Source organism: Hyphococcus sp., assembly GCF_041986965.1.
In the GTDB taxonomy this organism is placed as follows: Bacteria; Pseudomonadota; Alphaproteobacteria; order Caulobacterales; family Parvularculaceae; genus Hyphococcus.
The window spans coordinates 398,058-414,303 of record NZ_JBHIXB010000001.1 but is presented as its reverse complement, the minus strand read 5'-3'; the positions used below and the strand labels follow the sequence as shown (position 1 = coordinate 414,303).

12 protein-coding genes are annotated in these 16,246 nt (G+C 60.6%); 7 read left to right on the top strand and 5 right to left on the bottom strand.

Annotated elements, in window-relative coordinates; translation table 11 throughout:
• Positions 1-82: 82 nt before the first annotated feature.
• A complete protein-coding gene (locus ACFC5L_RS01965) occupies positions 83-1,552 on the bottom strand; it encodes an ATP-binding protein (RefSeq protein WP_375201965.1) in 1,470 nt (489 codons plus the stop codon).
• Between the two features lie 29 nt (positions 1,553-1,581).
• Between ACFC5L_RS01965 and ACFC5L_RS01960 the strand changes: the two genes are divergently transcribed.
• On the top strand, positions 1,582-2,781 hold the full coding sequence (locus tag ACFC5L_RS01960; RefSeq protein WP_375201966.1) for a DUF547 domain-containing protein: 1,200 nt from the start codon (positions 1,582-1,584) through the stop codon (positions 2,779-2,781).
• Between the two features lie 23 nt (positions 2,782-2,804).
• On the opposite strand, the gene ACFC5L_RS01955 is transcribed toward ACFC5L_RS01960, so the two are convergent.
• Both ACFC5L_RS01955 and ACFC5L_RS01950 read right to left on the bottom strand, forming a co-directional pair.
• Positions 2,805-4,607, bottom strand: coding sequence for a DUF885 domain-containing protein (locus ACFC5L_RS01955; protein WP_375201967.1), 1,803 nt, complete (start codon positions 4,605-4,607; stop codon positions 2,805-2,807).
• Between the two features lie 29 nt (positions 4,608-4,636).
• Complete coding sequence (locus ACFC5L_RS01950; protein WP_375201968.1) at positions 4,637-5,101, bottom strand: hypothetical protein; 465 nt, start codon at positions 5,099-5,101, stop codon at positions 4,637-4,639.
• 127 nt (positions 5,102-5,228) lie between these two features.
• Between ACFC5L_RS01950 and ACFC5L_RS01945 the strand changes: the two genes are divergently transcribed.
• Positions 5,229-6,428: a PQQ-dependent sugar dehydrogenase gene (locus tag ACFC5L_RS01945; RefSeq protein WP_375201969.1), complete on the top strand. Its 1,200-nt coding sequence runs from the start codon at positions 5,229-5,231 to the stop codon at positions 6,426-6,428.
• A gap of 17 nt (positions 6,429-6,445) precedes the next feature.
• Here the strand turns inward: ACFC5L_RS01945 and ACFC5L_RS01940 are convergent, their stop codons facing one another.
• Both ACFC5L_RS01940 and ACFC5L_RS01935 read right to left on the bottom strand, forming a co-directional pair.
• Positions 6,446-6,928: an MmcB family DNA repair protein gene (locus ACFC5L_RS01940; protein WP_375201970.1), complete on the bottom strand. Its 483-nt coding sequence runs from the start codon at positions 6,926-6,928 to the stop codon at positions 6,446-6,448.
• A 63-nt stretch (positions 6,929-6,991) separates the two neighbouring features.
• Positions 6,992-7,312, bottom strand: coding sequence for a 2Fe-2S iron-sulfur cluster-binding protein (locus ACFC5L_RS01935; protein WP_375201971.1), 321 nt, complete (start codon positions 7,310-7,312; stop codon positions 6,992-6,994).
• A 107-nt stretch (positions 7,313-7,419) separates the two neighbouring features.
• Here ACFC5L_RS01935 and tsaE point away from each other — a divergent pair, with 107 nt between their 5' ends.
• Genes tsaE through addA form a run of 5 tightly spaced genes read left to right on the top strand, consistent with a single transcriptional unit; the run spans position 7,420 to position 16,244 of the window.
• Positions 7,420-7,878, top strand: a complete 459-nt coding sequence (gene tsaE, locus ACFC5L_RS01930) for a tRNA (adenosine(37)-N6)-threonylcarbamoyltransferase complex ATPase subunit type 1 TsaE (protein ID WP_375201972.1) — start codon at positions 7,420-7,422, stop codon at positions 7,876-7,878.
• A gap of 44 nt (positions 7,879-7,922) precedes the next feature.
• On the top strand, positions 7,923-8,993 hold the full coding sequence (locus tag ACFC5L_RS01925) for an aminoglycoside phosphotransferase family protein (protein ID WP_375201973.1): 1,071 nt from the start codon (positions 7,923-7,925) through the stop codon (positions 8,991-8,993).
• Positions 8,990-9,733, top strand: coding sequence for a nucleotidyltransferase family protein (locus ACFC5L_RS01920; protein WP_375201974.1), 744 nt, complete (start codon positions 8,990-8,992; stop codon positions 9,731-9,733). The genes ACFC5L_RS01925 and ACFC5L_RS01920 overlap by 4 nt, the downstream gene beginning before the upstream one ends.
• Positions 9,733-12,765: a double-strand break repair protein AddB gene (gene addB / locus ACFC5L_RS01915; protein WP_375201975.1), complete on the top strand. Its 3,033-nt coding sequence runs from the start codon at positions 9,733-9,735 to the stop codon at positions 12,763-12,765. Before ACFC5L_RS01920 ends, addB begins: the two co-directional genes overlap by 1 nt.
• Positions 12,762-16,244, top strand: coding sequence for a double-strand break repair helicase AddA (gene addA / locus ACFC5L_RS01910; protein ID WP_375201976.1), 3,483 nt, complete (start codon positions 12,762-12,764; stop codon positions 16,242-16,244). Before addB ends, addA begins: the two co-directional genes overlap by 4 nt.
• Positions 16,245-16,246 lie beyond the last annotated feature (2 nt).

Here is a 16,246-nt window from a genome sequence, read left to right as displayed (position 1 = left end):
CCCATTATTTATGACAAATTCTTGTCAGGCGCAAAAGAAAGGCGCATTTTTTGCGCCGCGCGCCCGGAATTTTTGGTGAGCCTCAGCCGGCGTGCTGGAAATAGCAGGTAAAGACGGCGCCGCCCGCCAACCGGCTTTCGATCTGAAAGCCCCCTTTGTGGCGGTTCATAATGTGCTTGACGATGGCGAGACCAAGCCCTGTGCCGCCGCTTTTGCGGCTGCGTTCAATATTGACCCGGTAAAACCGTTCGGTGAGGCGCGGCAGGTCCGCGCGTTCGATGCCGGGGCCGAAATCGCGGACCTGAACATAGACAAGCTCGTCGACGCCGACGCCAAGACGCGCCGCCACTTGTTCGGCGCTGTCGCCGGCGCGATGGGCGGGCGGGCCGTCGGTGAAAGGCGTCGGGGCTGCGCCGCGGCCGACGCGTAGCTTCACCATCGCGGGATCGCCGCCATATTTCACAGCATTGTCGATGAGATTCTGGATCGCCTGAAAAATCTCGTCATGCTCGGCGCGAACATCCGTAGACTGATCATCGTCCTTGATAAAGTCGACAATGGCGCCGCCGGATTCGAGCAATGGCGCGAGACTGTCGATGACGTCATTGGCGATATCGGCCAGGTCTACGCGGTCTCGCGGCGGCACATGTTCGTTGAGTTCAATGCGCGACAGCGACATCAGATCGGCGACGAGGCGCTGCATGCGTTCGGCCTGCGCCTGCATGGTCGACAGGAATTTTTCCTGCGCTTCCGGGTCGTCTTTGGCGTGGCCGCGCAGGGTTTCGATGAAGCCAAGCACAGAAGCGAGCGGCGTTCTCAGTTCGTGACTGGCGCTGGCGATGAAGTCGGCGCGCATCTGCTCCACGCGGCGCTCGCTGGTGAGATCGCGAATAAAGACCAGGGCGCGCGGGCGCGCCTGAATATCGGGCGAGCCTGTGTCGATGGGGGTGATGGACGCGCGGCAGGTGCGTTCAACTCCGCCAATGGTGGTGAATTCAACGCTTTGAGATTCATGTGTGGAAAGCACCGCTTCGGCAGCCTCAAAGACGTCTGGCGCGCGCAGAACGGAGGCGAAATGGCGCCCTGCAGCTTCTTTCATGCCGACAAGCTCCAGCGCCGCCGGGTTGGCGTGCTCGACAATACCGTCCGCATCAAGGACGAAAATCGGTTCGGGCAGCGCGCGCGCCACCCCTTGCACGATCCGCAGGCGCGCAAGCTCCGCCTGCTGCGCCTCCATCTGCGTGTCGACGATGCGTTGCACCGGCGCCGCCCAGACGCGGCCCGATGAAAACCGGTACCGCACGGCGAGCGCTGCCATAAACGCGCCCCAGACAATCAGGATGATGCGCCAGTCGGCGAGGCCCGAAATCAACAGCCCGGCGCACACGCCGGCGCTGATGCCGGCGGCCCAGGTAAAATCGCGCGCGCGTACGCGCGCGGCGGTGTTGCGGATCATGGCGGCGAGATCGTCCTGCATCGTCACATCATATACGGGAATGTAAAAATTGCTATTTCTCGCCTTCGGGCGGCTCGGGTTTGCTATTTGCGCCAAGCTGCTACAGGCTTTTTCAGCGATAATAAATGGGTGACATGATGATGACCCGTATTTTGCCTCTTCTGCTTGCAATCTTCGCTCTCGGCTCACTCTCTGCGCGCGCGCAGGATGATCCCTTCGCGGTTTTTGCGCCCTATGCCAGCGAGCCGCAATACAGCATCGATCACAAGCCGTGGACGGAGTTTCTGGAACGGGCGGTTTATGTAACGGGCCGGTCGGACCGGACGCCCGGCCGGCGTTCGAACAATCAATTCCGGGTCAGCGGCACGCGCCTTTCGACGACCAGCAACTCCCGTTACCGGTTTGAGGGCAACCGGGTCATGTTCCACAACTTCAATGATGAGGTGGAAGATTATATCGGGCTTTACCGGCAGGGCCTTCAGGACACAATGAACCGCGTCGACTACGGCGCCTTCAGCCGAAATGAACAGCTCGCTTTCTGGCTTAATCTTTACAACGCTGTCGTCATTCACGAGATCGCCAAGGCGCATCCCATCTCGCGCCCCGAGCGGATTCGCATTCGCGATCAAAAAGCGCGCCTTTACGATGCAAAACTTGTCGAGGTGCATGGTGTGAAGCTCAGCCTCAACGACATTCGCTACAACATTGTCTACCGCTATTGGCGCAGCCCCAGCGTGATCTATGGCTTGTGGGACGGCGCGATTGGCGGGCCGGGCATTTTGCCGGAGGCGTTTGAAGGCGGCACGGTCAATGCGCAGTTGCAACTCAATGCAAGAGAGTTTGTAAACTCCATGCGCGGCGTCGATCGCATCAGGGACGAGATGCGCGTTTCACAAGTTTATGTGGATGCGAGACCCTATTATTTCAAAAGCTGGCCAAGCGATCTTTACGCGCATCTTTCGCGCTACGCTGATTGGAAAACGGCGGAAATTCTCGCGCTCAGTCCTGAAAATCCAAGGACAACGCGTTATGCGCGCAATACGGCGGATGTTGAGAGCGGCGAGACCATTCGCTCGCCGTCGAGCGACAACCCGTCCGCGATGGCTGCGGGCAACGATCTTGGCCCGGCATGGTCTAACCTCTCAAGCGAGGCCATGCGCGGCGGACTTTCATCCGAGGCCGCACAGCTTGCACGCAAATCGCAAGCGCGGCTCAGCCGCCGCACGGGCTCAGTTTATATTCTCGATGTCGTGACCGACGATCCGGACGCCACGCAAACGCTCTCTGTTGAACCAGACGCAACAAACGAGGAGGACGCGCAATAAAGCGCGTCTCCCCCTCGGGCGTTTTAGTTCTGCTGTTCAGCGATCCAGGCGTCGATATTGTCTTCCAGCACTGACAGGGGAACGGCCCCGCTGGCGAGCAGCGCGTCGTTGAATTTGCGCAGATCGAACTCGCGGCCGAGCGCATCCGAGGCGCGCTTGCGCAATTCCTGCATTTTCAACTCACCCATCTTATAGGCGAGCGCCTGGCCCGGATTGGTGATGTAGCGGTTTACCTCCGCTTCGATGTTGTGGAGCGAAAGAGCGGTGTTGTCGGCCATATAGTCGATCGCCTGCTGCTTGGACCAGCCTTTGGTGTGAATGCCGGTATCGACAACGAGCCGGCAGGCGCGCCACATCTCATAGGACAGGCGTCCGAAATCGGAATAGGGATCTTCATAGAAGCCTGCGTCGCGCCCGAGGCTTTCGGCGTAAAGGCCCCAGCCTTCCACAAAGGCGGTTATGAAGCTGTATCTGCGGAAATCGGGAATCTCCGTTTCCTGCGCCAGCGCGATCTGGAAGTGATGGCCAGGCACGGCTTCGTGCAGCGTCAGCGCCTCGATTTCGTAAAGCGGCCGGGTGTCGAGTTTTGAAGTGTTGACGCGATAAACGCCCGGACGACTGCCGTCGCCCGCGGCCGGTTCATAATAGGCCGTGGTCGTTCCTTCGGCGATCTCTTCGGGAATGGGCTTCAGCGTGTAAGGCATGCGCGGCAGCCGGGTGAACAACTGCGTCAGCGCGCCGTCGGCTTTCTTGGCGACCAGCGCATTCGCCGCCATGAGTTCCTTCGGTGTTTTGGCGTAGAATTGCGGGTCGGTGCGCAAGAACTCCTGAAACGCCTTGAAGTCGCCTTCAAAACCGGTGGATTCAATCACTTTATCCATTTCTTTGCGGATGCGCGCCACTTCGGAAAGACCGATCTTGTGGATTTCGTCAGGCGTCTTGTCTGTTGTCGTGTAGACGCTTGCGCGATGGGCGTAATAGGCGAGTCCGTCGGGAAGCGCGCTGGCGCCGATTTCTTCCTTGCAGGCGGGCGCATATTCGCTCGCATAAAAATCCGCAAAAGCCGAAAGCGCCGGGATAACCTTGTCGTCAATGGCGTCGGCCGCATCGGCTTTCAACTGGCGCCAGTTGCGTCTTGAAATCGTCGCCAGCGGTTTTTCGAACGGTTTCATCAAAACGCTGTCATTGGCGTCGTCGATGACATGATAGCGTATGGTTTCTTCAACGCCTTCCATGGCGGCGCAAGGGCGCGTCCAGCCTGCTTCGGCGCCGGCGCGCAAGGTTTCGGTCGCCGCTTCCAGAAAAGCGGGCGCGGCCTCAAGGCGCGCTACATAGCTTTCATAATCGGCGAGGGTGAAGAACGGCAATTGACTGGCGAGATCGGTAATCTCGTTTTGAGGACCGTAACGGTTGGTCATCAGGAAATATTTGCCGCCGAATTGCGCCCCCTCAACGTCATTTTTGAGATCGAGGAGCAAAAGTTTGTAATTGACGGCGTCTTCCGCCGATAGCTGCGCGGGGTCCAGCGCTTCAAGCCGCTCAATAAACTCCGCGGTTCTGGCTTCGCGCCGCGCTTCGCCTTCTAAAGAAGGGTCGCCAAGGCGGTCGTCATAATCGCGCACGCCCAGGGTTGTCGCAAAGGTCGGGTTTTCCGACAGCGTCCAGGCCCAGTGATCCTCCATGATCTGATCGAGCGTATCAGGCGGCGCGGTCTCTTCCTGCGCGATTGCGTCAGCCGATTGTTGTTCCTGCCCTTCCTCCTGGGCGGCGGCGGTGGAAACAAAGAATGCGCAGGCGATGATGCTGCGCAGGACAACCGATTTCATGAAGGCGACTCCTAAACGTCAGAAAGTGATTAGCGCGGACGCGCGAAAGTGAAGACAGCGCCGCCAAGAAAACCGGCCAACGCTTGTAATGCAAGACCTGTTATATCGCGCGCGCCGCCGAAAACGCCTGCGCCGCCGCCGGCGACCGAACTTTCAACCAGCATGAGTACGGCGACAAGGCCTGCGGCGCCGGCGATCGGATAAGCAACGCTGGCAAGAGGTTTTATGATCCGTTTGACGACAAAGGCGACAATGTAGGCGATTGCCAAGGTAACGGTGAGAATGAGCAAAAAAGACGGCCCGGCTTCGCTATAGGCAAGGCCGGTGAGATTCTCCACAAAAGTGTCGATCTTCTGCTGTCCTGAATATTCCGCGCCGACCGCCGCCATTTTCGCGATGACTTGCTGGGTGTAAAAGCCAACCGAGAGCACATAGGTTGCGGCGAGCGAAAGCAGATAGGCGATAGGTGTTTTTGCGATCATTCCGGCGTTCATAAGTCCCCTCCCTTGCTGCAGCGCTGTGAACAGCGGCAGCAATTGCTTCGTTCTTCATATTGACGGCGATAGCTGCCGCCGCCTACCCATGGAGGTGACGTTTTACCCCATAAGAAAGGGCCCGACCATGGCGATGACGACCCGTTTTTTCATGATGACCTGTTGTGCAGCCCCGTTAGCGCTTCTGGCGACGGCTTGTTCCGGCGGCGGCGAAGCGTCCTCGCCTAAAGGCGGCGGCGATGCGAGCCTTCAGGAAACGCTTGCCGAACCGGCGCCGGAAGGCGAGGTCGCGCTCAATGTCGAGGTTCTGGCCGACGGGCTCGCTTATCCGTGGTCAATCGCCTTCCTGCCGGAAGGGGACATTCTTTTCACCGAGCGTGACGGTCGTCTCCGCGTGATCCGTGACGGCGAGCTGGTGGCGGAACCCGTCGCCGGCGTGCCCGAAGTTCTTGTTTACAACCAGGGCGGCCTGTTTGAGATTCTCCCTCATCCCGACTTTGCGGATAATGGCGTTGTCTATCTGAGCTACGCCAACGGCACGGAAAAAAAGAACGCCACGCGCATCGCGCGTGCGGTTTTCGATGGTTCATCGCTTTCCGATCTTGAAGTTCTTTATGACGCCAAACCGTTGAAAGACACGGGCCACCATTATGGCGCGCGCATGGTCTGGGGCGGCGACGGCAAACTTTATGTGACCATCGGCGAGGGCTCTAAATACAAGGAGAAGGCGCAGGACATGACGTCAAGCTTCGGCTCTGTCATTCGCCTGAATGAGGACGGTTCGATCCCTGACGACAATCCGACATTCGGCGATGACGAACGGCCGGAGCTTTTCACCAAGGGTCATCGCAACCCGCAAGGCCTCGCTTATGACGCCGAGCGCGGGATCATGTGGGAAAACGAACATGGCCCCCGGGGCGGCGATGAAATCAATATCATTGAGCGCGGCAATAATTATGGCTGGCCGCTGGCGACTTACGGCATCGATTATAACGGCGCCAAGATTTCTCCGTTTACGGAATATGAAGGCACGACCCAGCCGGAGAAATACTGGACGCCCTCCATCGGCGTTTCGGGGCTTGCCGTCTATCGCGGCGACCTGTTCGAAGGCTGGGACGGCGATCTTCTGGCGGGCGGCCTGTCCGGCGCAGCGCTTCACCGCATTATCATGGATGGCGACACCCCCGCCGGTGAAGAGCGCTATCTTTTGGATCGCGGCGAGCGCGTGCGCGATGTTCGTGTTGGTCCGGACGGCGCAATTTATGTGGCGACGGAAATGCGCGGCGATAATGCGTCAGGCAAGATTCTGCGTCTGACGCCGCAATAGCGTCGTCATAAGTTTTTTTACGTATCAATCGCGGCGGCGAAGCTTCTCGCCGCCGCCTGGCGGGCGAAGCGCAAGGTGACGGCCTTGCGTCTTGCGGCGTTCAGCGGGCGGTCTTCAGCCGCGCGCGCAATGGCGGCGCCATATTCATCGGCGATGATCAGGCCCTCATCATCGGGCAGAAGCTCGCGGGGAAAATCCGTGTCCACGGCGAAATAGAACTGGTCGCAATAGTCGCGATAGTCCGGCCATTTTTGATCGACCTCGAAATCGGCGCGGCAGGATTTTACCTCTGCGATGATCAGCCGGCCCTTGCGGTCAATGCCGGCCACATCGGCGCGGCGGCCATTGGCGAGACGAAATTCACAAAGCGGCGCCAGGCCGAGATCAAGAAACAGGCGCGTGACGCCGCGGGTCAGGGCCAGCGTGCGGTCGGGCCGGCAGGGATCGGCGTCAGTCAGGTCGGCGTCGGTCGGGGCGGGGATCGGTAAAACGTTCTGCATTTGTTCATTGAAGCCCGCCAAAAGGCCGGGCGTCAAGATTAAAGGCGTTAACAGAAGAAAGGCTTAGCCCTGGAATTCCGGCAACCGGACAACGAGACCGTCAAGCTCCGGGCTGACTGTGATCTGGCAGGACAGGCGCGAATTGGACTTCGGTTCATAGGCGAAATCGAGCATGGACTCTTCCATGCTCTCCGGCTTTCCGGTCTTTTCCGCCCAGGCTTCGTCCACATAGACATGGCAGGTGGCGCAGGCGCAGGCCCCGCCGCAATCAGCGTCAATGCCGGGCACCATGTTCTTGACAGCCGCCTCCATCACCGACACGCCTGTTTCCGCGTCGACGACATGTTCGGTTCCGTTGTTTTCGATGTAAGTGATCTTGGGCATGAGACTCGGCTGGCGACTGAAATGGAAAACGAAGCCGTGGATGTAAGGGATCAGAGCGGGAGGGCAAGCTTTTTCTGGACCGATTGCGCTAGCGGAAAGGTGATTCCGTGATCTTGAAGCAGATGGAATTGGCGGATGAAACGGCCACGACGGCGCTCGGCGCGGCGCTTGCGCCGCTCCTGCGCCGCGGCGACATTATCCGCCTTGAGGGCGATCTCGGGACCGGCAAGTCGACCCTTGCACGGGGGCTGATCGCCGCGCTCACGGGGGTTGAAGAGGCGCCCAGCCCCACTTTTACCCTTGTCGAGACCTATGACGGGCCTCGTTTCGCCTTATGGCATTTCGATCTTTACCGGCTCGAGGCGCCGGAGGATGTATGGGAGCTTGGCCTCGAAGACGCGCTTGACGGCGCGGCGGCGCTGATCGAATGGCCGGAGCGGATCGAGGAGCTGTTGCCGGTGGGGGCGTTGACTGTGCGGCTCGAGGTCGCGGGCGCGGCCCGGTCGGCGCGGCTTGAAGGAGACGGGGATTGGAAAGCGCGGCTTGAAGGCGCGGGAATCGCCTAAAGTGATAATGAAAAATGCGAGTGACGAATTGTGAGTGACCGATTGTGAGAGACCGGGACGAAGCGCGGCTCAAATTTCTGGAAGACGCCGGCTGGAGCGCCGCGGCGGCGGCGCCGCTGGCGGGCGACGCTTCGACGCGCAGCTATCAACGTCTGCGGCTGAAGGGAAAGCCAGCCGTGCTGATGGTGGCGCCGCCGGGAGAGGAGGCGCCGGCCTGCCCGCCGGACGCAGATGAGGCGTCGCGGCGCGCGCTCGGTTACAACGCCATGGCCCGGCTCGCCGGGCCCAATCTCAACGCCTTCACAACTCTGTCGGCTGCGTTGCGCGCCACGGGACTTTCCGCGCCGGAAGTTTACGCCGCTGACGCCGCCGCCGGGTTTGCGCTGCTTGAAGATCTCGGCGACGACCTGTTTGCCCGCGTCGTCGGAAAGGTTGACGAAGAAACGCTTTATCGCGCCGCGATTGACGCACTGGCGCGTCTTCACGAAAGCGGCGCCGAACCGCCAAGGGGCGCCGCCTACGCCATGCTCGATTACGATGCGCTGGCGCTCGAAGCCGAGGCGGCGTTGCTCATTGAATGGTATTGGCCGCTGAAGAAAGGCGCGCCTGCAAGCGATGATCTGACAGCGGAATATTTATCGCTCTGGCGTGAGATTTTCGGCGGACTATCGGCGCCGCATGTTTATGTGCTGCGCGATTATCATGCGGAAAATCTTTTATGGCTGCCGGAACGGGGCGGCGTTGAAAAAGTCGGCGTCATCGATTTTCAGGACGCGCTCTTCGGTCACGCCGCTTATGATCTTGTCTCCTTGCTCGAAGATGCACGCCGCGATGTTGATCCGGCGCTCGCTGAAAAGATGGTCGCCTATTATATGAGCCTTGGCGGATCGCAATTTGACGCCGAAGGGTTCAGGCGTGATTACGCTGTCCTCGCATTGCAGCGGAACGCCAAAATTCTCGGCATTTTTGCGCGCCTTGCCAAGCGCGATAACAAGCCGCGCTATCTCGATCTGCTGCCGCGTGTCGAGGGGCATTTCCGGCGAGACCTGGCGCGGAACGAAGCGGCGCCGTTGCGGGGCTTTTTCGCCAAACATCTGCCGGAGCTGGCGTCATGAGCTCAAAAAAAAGCGGGCCGCATACAGCCATGGTTCTTGCCGCGGGGCTTGGCACGCGCATGCGCCCCCTGACCGACGACAAACCGAAACCGCTTATCCCTGTCGCCGGCAAGGCGCTGATGGATTACGCCCTTGACCGTTTCGCCGCTGCTGGCGTCACGCGCGCCGTCGTCAATGTGCATTATCTCGCCGACCAGGTGGAGGCGCATGTGGCGACGCGTTCGGCGCCTGAAATCGTCATCTCCGATGAGCGCGGGCTTTTGCTCGAAACCGGCGGCGGTCTTAAAAAGGCGCGCGGACAGTTTGGCGATGCGCCTGTGTTCTGCACCAACACCGATGCGATCATGATTGATGGCGAGGACGAGGAGGCCTGCGCCGCGCTCTCTCAATGCTGGGATGATGCAACAATGGATGCGCTGTTGCTGCTCGTGCCTCTTGAGCGAACCAGCGGCTATGACGGGCGCGGCGATTTCGAACGATCAGACAACGGACAAATCGCCCTGCGTTCCGGCGAAACGGCGCCTTATGTTTTCACCGGGCTTCAGATTATTGCCCCATCGCTCATTGATGAAGGGCCGGATGGACCTTTTTCGACTCGTGTCCTTTGGGACAAGGCGGCGGCGCAGGGGCGTCTTTTCGGCGCGGTTTACGGCGGCGACTGGCTTCATGTGGGCGATCCTCAAGGTCTTGAAGATGCTGAGGCGCGTCTGTCCAATGCAGCCTTGCCCGGGCGCAGCTGATGGCGCCGGTCTTTCAAAAGCCGGGACCCCGTTATTTTTCCATTGCCTCCGGCCGTCCTTTCCTGAGCGATCTGGCGAGCGGTCTCGCCGCATCGATGCGCGAGGCCGGGTTCGACCTTCCTGACGCGACGATCTATTTGCCGACCCGCCGCGCCGCTCGTGCGCTTGCAGAGGCGTTTTTGGAAACGGCGCCTGGCGCCGCGACGCTGACGCCGCAGATCAAGGCGCTGGGCGATATCGATGAAGACGAATTCGCGCTGGATGAGCCGGAATATGGCGCCGGGCTGGAGGATGAACTGGCGCTCGATCCGGCGGTCGCGTCGGCGGAACGCCGGCTGGTCCTGGCGCGCTGGATCGCCGAGCGGGACAAGACCTGGTTTGACGGCCAGCGCCGATGGGCGGGCGCCATCTCGGCCGCGGACGAGCTCGGTCGTCTTCTCGATTCTCTTTATACAGAAGAAGTGCCGGCTGCACGCCTTGAAAAAATCGTGCCGGACGATCTGGCTGTGCATTGGGGGCAGTCGCTTGAATTTTTGAAAATCGTGACCGAGGCGTGGCCGGACCACCTTTCCGGACAACGCCTTCTGGATCCGGCGGCGCGACGGATCGCCCTCATTGACTTGCAGACCAGGCGATGGGCTGCGTCGCCGCCGCAAAAACCGGTGATTATCGCCGGCACCACGGGCTCGACGCCGGCGGTGGCGCGGATGATGAAGCTGACGGCGTCATTTCCTTTTGGATGTGTTGTTCTGCCGGGGCTTGATCTCGCCGCGAGCGCGCATGTGTGGGGGGCGGTGGATGAACCCCATCCCCAAAGCGGGCTGAAGGCGCTTTTGGAGGCGCTGGAGATTGACCGGGGCGAGGTTCTGCCATGGCCTGTGGATGATCCTGTAACGGAAAACCGGCGCGCATCACTCATTACGGTGGCGCTGCGCCCCGCCGACGCTTCCGACGATTGGCGTGACTGGGCCGAGGCGGCGAAAGCGTCGAGCAAGGATGTCGCCGTCGCGCTTCAAGGCCTTAAGCTCATCGAAGCGAATGATGAAGAGCGTGAGGCGTCGGCGATTGCGCTGAAATTCCGGGAGGCGATCGAAACGCCGGACCGCACGGCTATGCTGGTGACGCCGGACCGCGACCTTGCCCGGCGCGTCTCCATGAAAATGCGCCGCTGGGGCGTCACGGTCGATGACTCTGCGGGCGCGCCATTCGCTAATACGCCTTGCGGGATTTATCTCCGTCTTGTGGCGCGCTGGCTTGTCGACCCGTCGGACCCGGTGCGTCTGATGGCGATGCTGGATCATCGCCTTTTTTCGGGCGGCGTCAGCGCCGGCGATTGCATCAAAGCCGTACGCCTGATGGATCGAGGGTTGCGCGGACTAAAGCCGCGCGAAGGGTTAAGCGGCGTCCGGCGCAAGCTTGAAAAGACGATTGGGTTAAGTGAAAGCGTCGAACAACTCTTCGTGTCACTAGAGGCGGCGTGCGCAGTCTGGCCTGGCGGCGACGCGCCCTTTGCAGAGCGGTTTGAGGCGCATCTTGCGGCGGCCGAGCGGCTGGCCGCCAGCGATGTGGAACCGGGCGCGGAACGGCTTTGGCGCGGGGAAGACGGCGACGCCGGCGCCGCGCTGCTCGACACTTTGCGGCCGGGTCTGGCGCTCATCGTTCATGATGAAGCGGCGGAGTATGCCGATATTTTTGCGCGGCTCATTTCCGGCGGGGCGGTGCGCCGGCGCGCGCCGGCCCATCCCCGGATTTCGATTTTGGGGCCCCTCGAAGCGCGCCTGCAATCGGCGGATCTCGTTATTCTCGGGGGTCTGAATGAGGGCGTCTGGCCTCGTGATGCGGCCATTGACCCGTTCCTGTCGCGGCCCATGCGAAAGGAATTGGGCCTGCCATCGCCGGAGCGGCGCATCGGTCTCGCCGCTCATGATTTTGCGCAGCTCGCTGCGGCGCCGGACGTTGTCTTGACGCGTTCTGCACGCTCGGCCGGAAAGCCGACCAAGCCGTCGCGCTGGATCGTCCGTCTCAAGAATATTTTGAAAGGGGCGGATCTTCTGGGGCTTGTCGAGGAGAGCGCGGAGGCGGAGGCCCTCGCAGTGCTGCTGGATAAGCCGCATGCTGTTGCCGCCGCCGCGGCGCCCAGGCCCAAACCGCCGGTCGAGGCGCGCCCGAAATCTTTTTCCGTAACGCAGATCGGCACGCTGTTGCGCGATCCTTACGCGATCTATGCGTCGAAAATTCTTGGCCTTAGAAAGCTCGACCCGTTGGGGGAGGCTTTCGATCAACGCTATCTTGGCATTCTCTTTCACAAGGTGCTGGAAGACTATGTCGCCGAACCGCAGCTAAAGTCCGAAGACGAGAGAGTGCGGCGGCTCGCTGAGCTCTATGAACATCACGCCGCCGATCATGGCCTTGGCGCCGCTCATGACCGGTTCTGGCGCGCGCGCGCAAGCGAGGCGTTCCGGTTTCTGGCCGATTGGGACGGGGCGCGCCGCCTGATCGGCGAGCCTGTTGTGATCGAAGGCGACGGTGCCGCATCACTCGATCTTGACGGCGAAAGTTTCACGCTGACGGCGCGGGCCGACCGTATCGACAAACTCGCCGACGGCGCGGCGTTTATCATCGATTACAAAACCGGGGCGCCGCCCAGCCTCGATCAGGTCAAAACCAGTTTCAGCCCGCAATTGCCGCTGACGGGATTGATCGTTGAAATCGGCGGCTTTGCCGAGTTTGGCGCGGCGCCGGTTGCAGGGTTTGAATATGTGCGCGTCATCTCGCGCAAGGAAAACGAAAAATTCGCCGGCGCTGATGGCGGTGATGCAAAACAATTTATCGACGACGCAAGGGATGGCTTGGAAGACATCCTGCGTCATTTCGCTGACGGGGATCAGCCTTATCTTTCGCAGCCGCGCCCGCAATTCATGAACGAGTTCGGCGATTACGATCATCTCGCCCGCCGCAAGGAGCGAAATGCACAAGGCGCTGATGGGGGCGCCGATGGCGGTGAAGGCGGCGATGCAGGGGGCGGCGAATGACCCCGCTTGAACAGACAACCAACAATCAACGCCATGCGGCGGATCCGGCGCGCTCCGTTTTTGTCATGGCCAATGCGGGGTCGGGGAAGACGCGGGTTTTGACCAATCGCGTGGCGCGGCTTCTTCTCGCCGGCGCGCCACCGCAGAAAATCCTTTGCATAACCTTCACCAAGGCGGCGGCGGCGGAAATGGCCGAACGGCTTTTCTCCGTGCTCGGCGATTGGGCGCTCGCCAGTGATGAAAACCTTGTGAAGGAGCTGGCGAAGCTCGAGGGACCGGGCGCCGCTGCGAAATCGGCCGATGATCTGGCGCAGGCGCGGCGGTTGTTCGCGCGCGCGCTTGAAACGCCGGGCGGTTTGAAGATTCAGACCATTCACTCGTTTTGTGAAAGCGTATTGCGCCGCTTTCCCATTGAAGCCGGCGCGCCGCCGGGCTTCACCGTCGTTGAGGATGCGCCGGCGACGGCGCTCCTGAATGGCGCGCTTGACGCCGTCGCGGTGAACGCGCGCGAAGATGCGGCGCTCGCCGCCGCCTTCGACCGCCTTTCCCTGAAACGCAATGAAAACGATCTCCGCCAGCTTTTGATTGGCGCGGCGGCGAAGGGCGGTGTGGATGACATCGGTACGGCCGCCACAGAACTCGCAAAGACGCTGGCCATCAATCCGGACGAAACTGCGGATGCAGTCAAGCGCAAATTCCTGAACGAAATTTCCGTGGAAGAGTTGCGCCGCGCTCATGACGGTCTCGCCGCAGAAGGAAAGCAACCGCAGGCGGCGGCGCTGCGTCTGTCGGCCTATTTTTCTGCGGCGGATGACGCTGAGCGCTGGGATGCGCTCGTCAAAACCTTCCTGGTCGCCGATCAGTCGAAAACCGTGAACAGGATCGCGTCAAAAGCGACCGACAAGCACGACCCCTGGGTCGGGCCCTATGTGAACACGTTGAAAGAGCTTGTTTTCACTGAATTACAGGCGGTTCGCGCGCATGCGCTTTATGACGATACGCTTGCTTTCTGGCGGCTGACCTCGGCGTTGAACGAACGCTATGCCGAGGCGAAATCGGCGCGGGCGATGCTCGATTTCAACGATCTCATTGCGCGGGCTGAGGCGTTGTTTCAGCGTCATGAGGCCGCCTGGATCATGTACAAGCTCGATTACGGCATCGATCATATCCTGATTGACGAGGCGCAGGACACCTCGCCCGGCCAGTGGGCGGTGGTTGAAAATCTGTTTGCGGATTATTTCTCCGGCGCTGGCGCGCGCGCGGCGTTGCGCAGTTTTTTCGCCGTGGGCGATATGAAACAGTCGATCTATTCTTTTCAGGGCGCGGATGTGGATCTTTTCAAGGCCAAGGAATTCGATCTCGGCGAGAAGCTCAGCGCAGTCACGGAATACAAAAACATTCCGCTTACCATGTCGTTTCGCACGACGGAGCCGGTGCTGTCCTTTGTCGATGCGGCGTTCAACGATCCCCAGGCGGCCGAAGGGCTCGGCGAATTTCCCATCCCCGCCCATGGCGTCTGCCGCGAAGGCGCGGCGGGGCTTGTTGAAATCTGGCCCTTAACGCCGCGCCCGGAAAAGCCCGAAATCAATCCCTGGGACGCGCCTGTGGACGCGCCGGAGGCGAGCCATCCGGTGCGGCTTTTATGCGATCGCGTGGCGTCGACGATCAAGGGTTGGCTGGATACGAAAGAGCCACTTGAGTCGCGCGGCCGCGCTATACGCCCGGGCGACATCATGATTTTGGTGCAAAGCCGGGGCGCGCTTTTCCGTGAGATTATTCAGCGCCTTTCCGCCGCGGGCGTGCCGGTCGCCGGGCCGGACCGCTTGCAGCTGGCCGACGATCCGGCGGTTGAAGATTTGATCTCTTATGCGCGTTTCGTGTTGACGGAAGGCGATGACCTTTCGCTTGCGGAGATTTTGAAAAGCCCGCTGTTCGGTTTTGATGATGACGCCGATCTTTTTCCGTTAGCTTATGGGCGCGGCAAAGGCGTCACGCTCTGGCGATCCTTGCGGTCGCGAGCGGACGAAAAAGAAAAATGGAAACAGGCTGTAGAAGAGATTGTAACGGCAAGAGGGCTTGCGCGCGCGCAAGGACCTTATGCGTTTTTCTCTCATGTCTTGGAAACCGGCGCCATGTCAGGGCGTAAACGGTTTTTTGAACGGCTCGGCGAAGCGTCTTCCGACGCCATGGATGAATTGCTGCGTCAGGCGCTTGATTTTGAAAACGGCAATCCGCGCAGTCTTCGCGAATTCGTCGCCTGGTTCGACGGCGCTAGTGGAGACATCAAACGCGAGATGGAGCGGGAGAACCAGTCCGTCCGGGTGATGACGGTGCATGGCGCCAAGGGGCTCGAAGCCGATATTGTGTTTCTTCTCGATGCGCATCGCGAAGCGAACACCAGAAATATCGGCCCGCTGCTCGATCCTCCACCGGGCGCTGGCCTGCCGGACGGCGCCGCGCTTCTCGCCTGGTCGAAAGCGGAAGATGCGCCCTTGAGCGCTGAGGCGCGCGAGGAGAAAACTGCGCTTGCCTATCAGGAATATCGCCGGCTCTTTTACGTCGCCGCGACGCGCGCCCGCGACCGGCTTTTCATTTGCGGCATAGAGCAAGGCAACCGCAAGAACCCGCAAGACAAAGAGACAGGTCTTAAATCCTGGCATTCGCTGGCCCATGACGGCTTTGCGCGTCTGCTTGAACGGGTTGAAACCGGTGAGACGCCTTTTTGGGAAGGCGGCGAGGCGCCGTTGCTTCGGCTGTCCTGTCAGCAGACCGCGGACGTAAAAACAGATGATGCGCTCCGGTCGAAGGCGGATGCTGAAGCGCCATCATGGTTGAAACAAGAGGCGCCGAAAGAGCCGGCGCCCTTGCGGCTGACGCCCTCGAAGCTTGATGGTGAGGAAGAAAGCGAGTGGCGCGGTGATGTTGAAGGCGCCGCCTATTCTCCCGTTGCTGGCGGAGACAGATATTTCCGTGGACGGACATTACACCGCCTGCTTGAGCTCTTGCCGGATGTTACGCCGGAAAAGCGCGCCGCCGCGGCTGACCGGCTGCTCACCCGGCTCGCGCCGGAAATAGCAGCGGAGGAACGCGCAGGCTGGCGCGATGAAGTTCTCCACGTTCTGCAGGATTCACAATTTGCTGAAGTCTTCGCGCCGGGCTCTATGGCGGAAACGTCGATTGTCGGGTGTCCTAAAGGCCTCGCCGACAATGCGCGGCTGAATGGCCAGATCGACCGGCTTGCGGTCTCTGATACACGCGTTCTGGTTGTCGACTACAAAACCAACCGGCCGCCGCCAAAACGGGTCGAGGATGCTGACCCGGCCTATGTCGCGCAACTCGCCGCCTATCGCGCGCTCTTGCAGGAAATCTATCCCGAACATGAGATCGTCTGCGCGCTTTTATGGACCTATGACGCGCGGCTGATGGCCGTTCCTTCCGAAATGCTTGATCACGCTTTCGCGCGCTTGAGGCTGACCTGAAA

What these genes read in the sequence shown, in the direction of transcription:
- ACFC5L_RS01960 (WP_375201966.1), top strand. Translation starts at nt 1,582, where the DNA reads ATGGGTGACATGATGATGACCCGTATTTTGCCTCTTCTGCTTGCAATC.
- ACFC5L_RS01955 (WP_375201967.1), bottom strand. Translation starts at nt 4,607, where the DNA reads ATGAAATCGGTTGTCCTGCGCAGCATCATCGCCTGCGCATTCTTTGTT.
- ACFC5L_RS01950 (WP_375201968.1), bottom strand. Translation starts at nt 5,101, where the DNA reads ATGAACGCCGGAATGATCGCAAAAACACCTATCGCCTATCTGCTTTCG.
- ACFC5L_RS01945 (WP_375201969.1), top strand. Translation starts at nt 5,229, where the DNA reads ATGGCGATGACGACCCGTTTTTTCATGATGACCTGTTGTGCAGCCCCG.
- ACFC5L_RS01940 (WP_375201970.1), bottom strand. Translation starts at nt 6,928, where the DNA reads ATGCAGAACGTTTTACCGATCCCCGCCCCGACCGACGCCGACCTGACT.
- ACFC5L_RS01935 (WP_375201971.1), bottom strand. Translation starts at nt 7,312, where the DNA reads ATGCCCAAGATCACTTACATCGAAAACAACGGAACCGAACATGTCGTC.
- ACFC5L_RS01920 (WP_375201974.1), top strand. Translation starts at nt 8,990, where the DNA reads ATGAGCTCAAAAAAAAGCGGGCCGCATACAGCCATGGTTCTTGCCGCG.
- addB (WP_375201975.1), top strand. Translation starts at nt 9,733, where the DNA reads ATGGCGCCGGTCTTTCAAAAGCCGGGACCCCGTTATTTTTCCATTGCC.
- addA (WP_375201976.1), top strand. Translation starts at nt 12,762, where the DNA reads ATGACCCCGCTTGAACAGACAACCAACAATCAACGCCATGCGGCGGAT.